The organism is Nocardiopsis synnemataformans (genome assembly GCF_965343085.1).
In the GTDB taxonomy this organism is placed as follows: domain Bacteria; phylum Actinomycetota; class Actinomycetes; order Streptosporangiales; family Streptosporangiaceae; genus Nocardiopsis; species Nocardiopsis alborubida.
In genome coordinates this window covers 63,828-74,234 of sequence record NZ_CBDRFA010000003.1, presented here as the reverse complement: position 1 = coordinate 74,234, position 10,407 = coordinate 63,828, and the positions used below count along the sequence as shown (strand labels likewise).

The 10,407-nt window shown below is 70.8% G+C and carries 9 protein-coding genes; 3 read left to right on the top strand and 6 right to left on the bottom strand.

The annotated features are described in order from the left end of the window. Nucleotides 1–133: 133 nt before the first annotated feature. Nucleotides 134–439 (top strand): hypothetical protein, encoded by a 306-nt coding sequence (locus ACSIH6_RS02425; protein ID WP_435106096.1) that lies wholly within the window; start codon nt 134–136, stop codon nt 437–439. Nucleotides 440–495: 56 nt separating this feature from the next. On the opposite strand, the gene ACSIH6_RS02420 is transcribed toward ACSIH6_RS02425, so the two are convergent. The 4 genes from ACSIH6_RS02420 to nrdR form a co-directional block, all read right to left on the bottom strand. Next, on the bottom strand, nt 496–921 hold the full coding sequence (locus ACSIH6_RS02420; RefSeq protein ID WP_435106094.1) for a cytotoxic translational repressor of toxin-antitoxin stability system: 426 nt from the start codon (nt 919–921) through the stop codon (nt 496–498). Then, a complete protein-coding gene (locus tag ACSIH6_RS02415; RefSeq protein WP_435106092.1) occupies nt 918–1,334 on the bottom strand; it encodes a prevent-host-death protein in 417 nt (138 codons plus the stop codon). Before ACSIH6_RS02415 ends, ACSIH6_RS02420 begins: the two co-directional genes overlap by 4 nt. A 237-nt stretch (nt 1,335–1,571) precedes the next feature. Next, on the bottom strand, nt 1,572–5,621 hold the full coding sequence (locus ACSIH6_RS02410) for a vitamin B12-dependent ribonucleotide reductase (protein WP_435106090.1): 4,050 nt from the start codon (nt 5,619–5,621) through the stop codon (nt 1,572–1,574). 105 nt (nt 5,622–5,726) lie between these two features. After that, nucleotides 5,727–6,230, bottom strand: coding sequence for a transcriptional regulator NrdR (gene nrdR / locus ACSIH6_RS02405; protein WP_435106088.1), 504 nt, complete (start codon nt 6,228–6,230; stop codon nt 5,727–5,729). A 650-nt stretch (nt 6,231–6,880) separates the two neighbouring features. Between nrdR and lexA the strand changes: the two genes are divergently transcribed. Together lexA and ACSIH6_RS02395 are read left to right on the top strand one after the other, a co-directional pair. Beyond that, nucleotides 6,881–7,600: a transcriptional repressor LexA gene (gene lexA / locus ACSIH6_RS02400; protein WP_435106086.1), complete on the top strand. Its 720-nt coding sequence runs from the start codon at nt 6,881–6,883 to the stop codon at nt 7,598–7,600. 106 nt (nt 7,601–7,706) lie between these two features. Further along, entirely contained in the window at nt 7,707–8,798 is a 1,092-nt protein-coding gene (locus tag ACSIH6_RS02395; protein WP_435106084.1) for an alpha/beta hydrolase family protein, read from the top strand. A gap of 13 nt (nt 8,799–8,811) precedes the next feature. Here the strand turns inward: ACSIH6_RS02395 and ACSIH6_RS02390 are convergent, their stop codons facing one another. Continuing rightward, complete coding sequence (locus ACSIH6_RS02390; RefSeq protein ID WP_435106082.1) at nt 8,812–9,438, bottom strand: hypothetical protein; 627 nt, start codon at nt 9,436–9,438, stop codon at nt 8,812–8,814. A 326-nt stretch (nt 9,439–9,764) separates the two neighbouring features. Next, on the bottom strand, nt 9,765–10,355 hold the full coding sequence (locus ACSIH6_RS02385; protein WP_435106080.1) for a hypothetical protein: 591 nt from the start codon (nt 10,353–10,355) through the stop codon (nt 9,765–9,767). Nucleotides 10,356–10,407: the final 52 nt, after the last annotated feature.

The window sequence follows — 10,407 nt, the reverse complement described above, 5'->3', positions numbered from 1 at the left end:
TACACCGGAGCGTAACGGGGACGCCCCCCGGGACCGGCCCGCGCGGGCCGGATGGCACCGCCGCCGGGCGGCGGATAACGTCGTTGGCGCACGCAGCCACCGGCTCCGGCCGCAGCGAGAGGGGACCCCACCGATGCCCGCAGTACCCAGCTCCGTCCTGACCACCACGGGCCTGATCGGCGGCTACACGGTGGCCCGCGCGACGGGCAACCGCCCGCTGGGCGGAGCCGTGCTGGCCGCGTTCGGCGCCGCGGCCTTCGAGACCTGGCGCCGCCGCTCGGGGGTGGGCACGGCGGTCGCGCTCACCGGCGTGTACGTGGGCGCGTTCGGGCTGTCCCACCCGCTGGCGAAGAAGGTCGGCGCCTGGCCCGCCGTGCTGGGGGTGACCGCCGTGACCGCCGCGGTCGCGGCCGCGTCGGGGGACTGCGACCGCGGCTGACACGGGACCCGTGCGCCGGGGAGGGGTGCGGATCCGCCCCCTCCCCGCGCCGTCCGTCAGCAGCCCTCGATCCAGTACCGCTGGAGTCTACCGACGGCCTCCTCCTTGCTCATTCCCGCGATCTCGGCCTCGTCGAGGCCGAGATTGGAGATCAGCAGGTGGACGAGGTCCGCGGGCAGAGCCCCTGGAGAAGGCGCGGGCGCTCCACGGGCAGGCATGGCTCCGTCCCGGACACACGACCAGAACGTGGCCTCGTCGACGTCGAGTTGGTCCCGGAGGACATGCGCCCACATACTCCTGCCGTAGTCGGTCCTGTCCGCAGGCCGGGAGACCCGGGTCCTCAGGATTCGACCGTCCGGTAGATGCAGTTCGTAGGTGATGTGGTGCGTGCCCGTGCCACCACGGGCGTCGCGTACCAGCCGCCACCCTTCCGTCTTGCAGAAGCGGTCGTGGTCTTCGCGCGTGGGTCGCGGCCAGCTCACCGTACCTTCCCCACAAGCCAGTCGCGGAGCTGCTCGTCGTCACTGAGGCTGATCAACTGGACCAGCCCCCAGTTCTCGCGATGGTTGGGCGCGTCGAGCAGGTGGTCCTGCCAGTCCTCCGAGTACTCCCGCAGGGCATCGACCATTTCGGTGAGGGCCTCGTCGAAGGAGGCTCCGTCCGCGGCGACGGGCAGCCCCGGGATGAAAACGGACCATCCCTCGGCCTCGGGTACCACCTGCGCACGGGACGACGTGACCGTCGCGAGGTAGTGGCGCAGTCTCTCCACGTCCACGACCGCCGTTCTGGCCGAGTCACGGCGCACCGTGGCGACTCTGCCTCTCTCCGCCGCGTCCAGAAGCGCCTTGAGATGCGCGCGGGCCTCGGTGTAGCTGTCGTAGTGCACGGTCGTCATGGCGATACCTCCATCGGGACGTACCCCCAGCGTGCCATCGTCGGTCAAGTACGTCAAGTACGTGACGTACTCATGCTGGCGACAGGACCGCGCGCACGCCGCACCGTCACAGCACAGGGCACACGGTGCGTACGCATCACCTGCGGCAACGCCACACCTGCCCGGGGCGGAGCGGGGCACGGCGCCGCGCGCAGCACCCTGCTCCGCCCCCTCCCCGCGCCGTCCGTCCGCCGCGGATCAGCTGCAACCGCTGGTGGCCCCGCAGCCCTCGCAGGCGTAGCAGCTGCCCGACGGACGCATCTTGGTACCGCAGGTCACGCACAGCGGAGCGTCCGCCACGAAGCCCTTACCCTCCATCAGCTCCGCGGTGGAGTGCGCCCGGGTCGGCCGCTCCGCCGCCGCGTGCGGCTCCTCCACCGGGGCCGCCGGAGCCTCCTCGGCGGCGTCCGCCCCGCGGGTGGCCGCGGACTGGGCGTAGGACTCCACCTGCGTGGCGACCTGGGCCGGGTCCTCCCCCGCCACCTGCGCCTGGCGCTCGGCGGCCGACAGCACCCCCAGCGCGGCGCGCTCCTCGTAGGGCAGGTGGTCCAGGGCCAGGCGGCGGAAGATGTAGTCCACCACCGACTGGGCCATGCGGATGTCCGGGTCGTCGGTCATGCCCGCCGGGTCGAACCGCATGTTCGTGAACTTGTCCACGTAGGTCTCCAGCGGGACCCCGTACTGGAGGGCGATGGAGATCGCGATGGAGAAGGCGTCCATCACCCCGGCCAGGGTGGACCCCTGCTTGCCGAGCTTCATGAACACCTCGCCCAGGCCGTCGTCCGGGTAGGAGCCCGCGGTGATGTAGCCCTCGGCCCCACCCACGGAGAACGACGTGGTCTCACTCGGGCGCTTCTTGGGCAGGCGGCGGCGGACCGGCCGGTGCACCTCGACGGTCCGCACCTCGGGCTCAGCCTCCTTCTCCCGCGTCCCGCCGGTGGACAGCGGCTGGCCCACCTTGCAGTTGTCGCGGTAGACGGCGAGCGCCTTCAGGCCCATCCGCCAGCCCTCGAAGTAGATGTGCTCGAAGTCCTCGACCGAGGCCTCCTCCGGCACGTTCACCGTCTTGGAGATCGCGCCGGACAGGAAGGGCTGCACCGAGGCCATCATCCGCACGTGGCCCATGGGCCGGATGTAGCGGCGCCCCATCGCGCAGTCGAACACCTCGTAGTGCTCGGTGCGCAGGCCGGGCGCGTTCACGACGTGGCCGTTGTCGGAGATGTACTCGACGATGGCCTCGACCTGCTCGTCCTGGTAGCCGAGGTTGCCCAGCGCGCGCGGGATGGCCTGGTTGACGATCTGCATGGAGCCGCCGCCGACCAGCTTCTTGAACTTGACCAGCGAGAAGTCCGGCTCGATGCCGGTGGTGTCGCAGTCGAGCATGAAGCCTATGGTCCCAGTGGGCGCGAGAAGGCTCGCCTGGGCGTTGCGCCAGCCGTTGCGCTCGCCGATCCTGAGGCACTCGGCCCACTCGCGGGTGGCCGCGGCGTGGACCGGCTCCTCCAGGGTTCCGACGGTGCGCAGGTCGTCGTTGGCGGCGGCGTGCTTGCGCATGACCCGCTTGTGGGCCTGCTCGTTGCGCCGGTAGCCGTCGTAGGGGCCGACCACCCCGGCCAGCTCGGCGCTGCGCCGGTAGGCGGTGCCGGTCATCAGCGAGGTCACGGCGGCGGCGACGGCGCGCCCGCCCTCGGAGTCGTAGGCGTGGCCGGTCGCCATGAGCAGGGCGCCCAGGTTGGCGTAGCCGATGCCGAGCTGCCGGTAGGCGCGGGTGGTCTCGCCGATCTTCTCCGTGGGGAAGTCGGCGAAGGTGATGGAGACGTCCATCGCCGTGATGACCAGTTCGGTGAGCGCGGTGAAGCGCTCCACGTCGAAGGTGTCGTCCTCGCTCAGGAACTTCAGCAGGTTGATCGAGGCCAGGTTGCAGGACGAGTCGTCCAGGGACATGTACTCCGAGCAGTTGGCGACGATGGTGCCGCCCACGATGTAGGAGTGGTTGCGCGGCTCGGTCAGGTTGTATGTGGTCTCGAATCCCGCGGAACGCCTGGAGAGCAGGCGTGTGGTCGTCCTCGTCCTGTACATACGGCGAAAGTCCAACGCCTCTCGGAGCTTCTCGCTCTTGCCCTCCAGGGAGAAGTTGACGAGAGCGGAGAACTCCTGCATGGACTGGGCCGAGATCCGAAGGTCGAAGAACGGACCGTCACTGCTGTAGGTGACCGTGGACCCGTCCTTGCGGGTGTAGGAGAACGAGTCCGGCTTGCTCTCGCAGGTCATGTAGACACGGCTGGCGATGCCGAACGGGGCGAGGAGTTCCTGGACATCGCGCAGGAGCTGGTCCGAACGGCTGCCCAGACCGATGTAGCGCGTTCCGCTGGCTTTCTGGTCGACCGCGCACCCGTCCGCGTCGAACAGTCCTTGGAGGAACTCCAGCACGGTCTCCTCGGGTGCCTCGAAGAGCGACGGCGGCACTGACTTGTCCGCAGCGCGGGCGCCCAGGCCCAGCGCTCGTACGAACTCAACCATCGTGCGACGCGTGATCCTGAGCTGCTGGGTCCCGTTCGACTGGAGGCTCGGTTTGCTCCGGTGTCCGGTGAGGCGCTCAATGAGCGCCTGGTGCCGGGGAAGGACGTTCTCCTGCTCCTCGACCGTGCCGTAGACGGTCACCACCGCCTGGTCACCGACCGAGCCGTCCCCCACGAGCCAGCCGAGGTAGTGCGCGAGGTCGGGATCCTCGTCCCACTTCTCCGGCAGGTGCAGAGGACGAACACCCGGCGAGGCCGCCGCCTTCCGTACGGCTTCCAGGGCCGCACGGGGAATCCGCAGCACCGGGTTCGAACGAGGCGCGTACTGGAAGGACCGGACAACCTGGTCATCAGAAAGCAGCTTCTCAGCGTGCACCCAGCCGCGGTTCTCGGTCCACAGACGGTGGTTGGGGGTGCAGCGCAGGAGAGAGCCGTCAGAGAAACGCAGTTCGAGGATCTCGTTGGTCCCAGTGACCATGTACTGGGTGGGGGTTGTCGCCACCACAGCGTTCTGGGCGTCCGTCTCGGCGGTGATGTCGTTGGTGTACACGGCGAAGGTCTCGCCTTGGGCCGCGCGCTTGACCAGATCACCGATCGGTATGTGTCCGCGATCCGTCAGCACGCGCTGATCAGCCGGGAAACACGGGTTGCTGGCACTGATCCGTCCGCTCTCGGGCGTGGTGTGCCAGTCCTGGATCGTGCCGTCGTACTGGATACCCGGGTCCGCGCACTCCCAGGCGGCCCTGGCCATGCGCTGGAACAGCTCCTTGGCGTCCACCGTGGCGACGACCTCGCCGGTGGTACGGGAGGTCAGGCCGAAGTCCGAGCCGCTCTCCACGGCGCGCATGAACGCGTCGGAGACCCGCACGGAGTTGTTGGCGTTCTGGTACTGGACGCTGAACATGTCGTCGCCGCCGAGGTCGACGTCGAACCCGGCGTCGCGCAGGGCACGGATCTTGTGTTCCTCGCGGGCCTTGGTCTCGACGAAGTCCTCGATGTCGGGGTGGTCGACGTCCAGCACGACCATCTTGGCGGCCCGGCGGGTGGCGCCGCCGGACTTGATGGTCCCGGCCGAGGCGTCGGCGCCGCGCATGAAGGAGACGGGCCCGGAGGCGGTCCCGCCGGAGGAGAGCAGCTCCTTGCTGGAGCGGATGCGCGACAGGTTCACACCCGCGCCGGACCCGCCCTTGAAGATGATCCCCTCCTCCTTGTACCAGTCCAGGATCGACTCCATGGTGTCGTCCACAGAGAGGATGAAACACGCGCTGACCTGGGCTTTTGCACTCGTACCGACGTTGAACCACACCGGGGAGTTGAAGCTGAACAGCTGGTGGGCGAGGGCGTGCTTGAGTTCGTGGTCGAAGACCTCGGCGTCCTCGGCGGAGGCGAAGTAGCCGTGCTCGCGGCCGGTCTCGGTGTAGACGCCGACGACGCGGTCGATGAGCTGTTTGAGGCTCCACTCGCGCTCGGGGGTGCCGACCGCGGCGCGGAAGTACTTGCTCGCCACGATCTGGGTGGCGTTCATCGACCAGGAGGTGGGGAACTCCACTCCGCGCTGCTCGAAGTTGACCGTGCCGTCGCGCCAGTTGGTCATGACGACGTCGCGGCGCTCCCACTCCAGGGAGTCGTAGGGGTGCGTGCCCGGGGAGGTGAAGACCCGCTTCACCCTGATCCCCTTGCGGCTTCCCTTGCCCTTGCGTCCGGCCGGGCCGCTGGCGGTTTCCGTCATCGCCGGCTCTCCCCTCACTCGTGGGCACGGTCACCGACCGTGCCCGGCGTCCTCTGTCCCGGGAGTGGTGTGGCCCCGCGCGGTCGGTGTGCGTCCGCGGGGGCGCTATCCCGTGGTGGCGCCGCTCCGGTCGCCGGTTCCGGCGCCCTTGTCGGTCTCGGCCTCGCGGTCCTGGCGCAGGCTGGCGATCTCGGCCTCGAAGTCGGAGAGGCTCTCGAAGCCGCGGTAGACGCTGGCGAAGTGCAGGTAGGCGACCTCGTCCAGGTCACGCATCGGGCCGAGGATGGCCAGGCCGATCTCGTGGGCCGGGACCTCGGCCACGCCGCGGCCGCGGATCTCCTCCTCGACCTGCTGGCCGAGCTTGGCCAGGGCGTCCTCGGAGACGGGACGGCCCTGGCAGGCCCGGCGAACCCCGGCGATGATCTTGGTCCGGCTGAAGGGCTCGGTGACCCCCGAGCGCTTGGCCACCATCAGCAGGACGGTCTCCTGGGTGGTGAACCTGCGCTCGCAGACGGGGCAGGACCGGCGGCGCCGGATGGCCGCGCCGTCGTCGGTGGACCTGCTGTCGATCACCCTGGTGTCCGGATGGCGACAGAACGGACAGTGCACCCTGGTTCACCTGCTTCTCTCACCGGACGACAACGCCTAGGTACCACTAAACCACAACTTCTGGGCAACCACTCCTGTCGAAACACCAGATGTTGTGGTCGAACCTAGACTTCTTCCTGACCCGCCGCAACCCTGGCACGGGTGTGTTCCGACACGGCCGAGCGGCCGCGCGGCATCGCGACCCGCGGCGGCGGGGTGGGGCGGGGGAGTCGGCGCGGTCGGGCTGCTCCGGGGACCCGGCACCGCGGTCAAGGATAGCGTCGCCGACCGGAGCCGCCGCGCCCCGGCGGCGGGCGCCGGAATCCCGGTGTCACCGGGATTTCGGTCGATCCGACGCCCCAGGATAAGACCCCCGCACCTGGCCGGAACCGCTGTCGCGGGCACGCGTTCGCACATTCCGGGGACAACAGCGCGTGAACGCGTGTACACACGTAAGTGCAGGCCGGAAATTGACCGCGAATACGCGCTGCGGCAATTGTCCCCGGCCTCGAACGCTTGTTTGATATCACCGTGTGCAACGACTAAAGTTGACCTTGATTTCACACCGGTTTCGCCATCACGTGGACCCCCAGGTCGGCACGGTCGCGGACCGGGGGTGGCCAGTCACACAAGCAGGCCCTGACCGAACCGAATGCCGAGGAGGCCCGGCCGTGCCGGAGGAGAATCCCGGAACCGCAGATACCGCCACCGTTCTCGCACCAACGGAGAACGCGGGCGGGTCCACGCCCGAAGCCCCCAAACTCACCGCGCGCCAGCAGAGCGTGCTGAACTGCATCCAGCGCTATGTCCGGGAGCGGGGTTTCCCCCCGTCGATAAGGGAAATCGGGGAAGCGGTCGGCCTGTCCAGCCCGTCCAGCGTGGCGCACCAGCTCAAGGTCCTCCAGCGCAAGGGCTACCTGCACCGCGACCAGAACCGGCCGCGCGCGGTCGAGCTGCGCACGCCCGGGCGCGCCTCGGGGCGGACCCTGGTCCCCGAGGACATCGACCTCTCGCGCGCCGCCGCCGTGCCGCTGGTCGGCCGGATCGCCGCCGGCGGTCCGATCCTGGCCGAGGAGTCGGTGGAGGACGTGCTCGCCCTGCCGCGTCAGCTGGTGGGCGAGGGGCGCCTGTTCATGCTCACCGTGGTCGGTGACTCGATGACCGACGCCGCCATCACCGACGGCGACATGGTGGTGGTGCGCCAGCAGCAGGACGCCAACAACGGCGACATCGTGGCGGCGCTGCTCGACGACGAGGCGACCGTCAAGGTGCTGCGCCGCGAGGAGGGCGGCCACGTGTGGCTGATGCCGCGCAACGAGGCCTACGAGCCGATCAACGGCGACGACGCCACCATCCTCGGCAAGGTGGTCGCGGTCATGCGCCGCGTCTGAGAGCCCGCGTACCCGCGCCTCCGGTCCCTCTCCCCTCGGAGGGATCGGGGGCGCTTCCCCTGTGGACGACGCGGGGCCGACGGGCGCGGGCCGCTAGTCTGAGGAGGTGTTCACACGCGCCTCCTCCCCCGCCGCCCGCTGGCGTACCGCGTTGGTCGGTACGGTCAGCGCCGCCCTGTTGTCCACCGCCGCCTGCGCCCCCGCCGACGACGGGGCCGCCGAGGCACCGGGGGTCGGCGGCGTCGAGCGCGAGGTGGCCTTCGAGGGCGGCGGGCACGAGGTGTCGGGCACCTTCCGGACGCCCGAGGGCGTCTCCGGCACCGTTCCGGGCGCGCTCATCATCTCCGGCAGCGGTCCCACCGACCGCGACGGCAACAGCTCCGTGCGCCCCAACGCCGGTACCAACCAGAACCTGTCCCGCGTGCTCGCCGACGTCGGGGTGGCCTCGCTGCGCTACGACAAGTACGGCAGCGGTCCGGACTTCGAGACGCCGGGTCCCGGCGAGATCGCACCTGTGGACCCCGTGATCTTCGACGAGCAGGTCGCGGCCGCCTACGAGGAACTCGTCGCCCAGCCCGAGGTGGACCCCGATCGGGTGGTCGTCGTCGGGCACAGCGAGGGCGCCCTGTACGCGCTGCGCGCCCACGAGCTCATCGGTGCGGAGCACCCCTCCCCCGCGCTCGTACTCGCCGCGCCTCCCGGTACGCGCTACCTCGACCTGGTCGACCGCCAGCTCACCGAGCAGATGCGTACCGTCGAGGCCTCGGGCCAGGTGGAGGAGAGACAGGTGGTCCAGCTGCTCTCCGACGCCCGCGCCGGACGGGCCGCGATCAGATCCGGACGTGCGCTCAGCGACGTGGAGATGCCCAGCGGGGGCGTGCTCGGTGTCTACACCCTCGCCAACGAGGACTTCCTGGCCTACATGGACGCCTTCGACCCCGTCGAACTGGCGGAGGACCTGCCCGGGGGGACCCCGGTGCTGGTGCTGTGGGGGGAGGAGGACACGCAGGTCTCCCGGGAGGACGTGGACCGGCTGATGACCGGTCTGGAGGGCGCCCGGCGGGTGGACGTCCCCGACACCGACCACGTCTTCCGCCGCTACCGGGACGAGCCCGGGGCCACGGTCCTGGACGAGCAGCGCCCCTTCGCCGAGGAGGTCGCGCCCGCGCTGGAGGAGTTCCTGGGCACGGCCTGGTAGCCGCGCCGGGGCCTCACTCGGGAATGGAGTCCGGCAGCGCCTCCGTCACGGACAGCGCGAGCTCCTCGGCGCCCGCGACCATGCGCTCCCGGTCTCCCGGGTTCTGCGCGTCGTAGCTGGCCGCCACGCTGTAACAGGTCTCCAGGTACAGGTTGGACACCCGGGCGCCGACGCAGGCGACCGTGTACGGGTCCTCCTGTACCCAGGCGACCGCCTCCTCGCCGACGCCTTCCAGCTCCTGCGTCTCGTACCGGGAGGTGGTGGTGCGCAGGTTGTCGACGGCCGTCGTGACGCCGCCCGGGTCGGGGGCGGCCACGGCCACCAGCGTCGCGGTGGCCGGGACCTGCTCGCCCGGGCCGCCGGGGGTCGCCCACCGGCACTGCCAGCCCGAGCCGAACGCCTCCTGCGCGCCGCCGACCGGCTCCTCGACCTCCAGCTCGTGGCCGGGCACCAGTGCGTCCAGCGTCCCGGTCTCGGCGACGGAGCACTCGGGCGCCGCCCCGAAGGCGCCCGTCTCCGGGCTGTCGCGCGCCACCACGTACCAGATCGCCCCGGCGGCGAGCACGGCCAGCACCAGGGCTGCGGCTACCAGGGCGGCGGTGGCGCAGCCCCGGCTCTGCGGTTGGACGGAGGCCACCACCTCGGGTGCGGGCTGCTGGGGGTGGGGCTGCTGCCACGGGGGGTTGGGGGGCGGCGGATACTGCCCCTGCGGGGCCTGGTGGGGGTGGTAGGCCTGTTGTTGTCCGTGGGGTTGTGGTGCCTGAGGCGGCGGAGGCTGCTGTTCCCCATGTGGCTGTGCCGCCTGGGGCGGCTGAGGCGACTGCTGTTCCGCATGCGGCTGCGAAGGTTCCTGTGGCCCCTGCGGCTGTGGCACCTCGTGCTCCCGCTGGGACTGAGGCTGAGACGCCTGCGGAGGCTGGTGTGCCTGGGGCTGCTCGGGGTCCCACGCATCGGGGTGCTGGTCGCTCACAGGGCCTCTCCGAGCTGCACGGCGAACTCCACTGCCAGGTCCCGGGCCTCGCCGAAGCCGACCGGCTCGGTGCCGGAGGTCCCGGCGTAGGACACCCGTACCAGCAGGTTGTCGGTGGGGAAGGCCAGTTCCGCGGTGCCGGGCACCTGACCGCGCCATACCCGGCCCTCCCCGACGGGCAGCTCCACGGTCTCGCCGCGCGCCGGTACCAGGGCGGTGTAGGCCTCCCGCGCCCGCTGGGCGCCGGTGACCGGCTCCTCTCCCGTGGTGTCGGTGAAACGGGCGGACAGGTCCAGCCGGAGCACCCCCTGCGACCCCTCGGCCAGACCGGCGGAGGACCACGAGCACGTGGTGCTGTCGCCGTCCGCCAGGGGACCGTGCTCGGAGGACTCCAGGACCGCGCCTGGCACCAGGCCGGTGACGAGCGCGTCCGAGACCACCGCGCACCCGGGCGCGGCGGCGTGGGCGTCGCCGCTCTCGGGCACTCCCGGGTCGTCCCCGGACAGCCACAGTCCGCCGCCGATCGCCACCGCGGACAGCACCACCGTGCCCGCGCCGATCACGGCCACCCGTGCGAGGGGACCCACCCGGCCACCGCCTCCCTGTCGGTCACCGCGCCGACCGCACACGGGCGGCGGC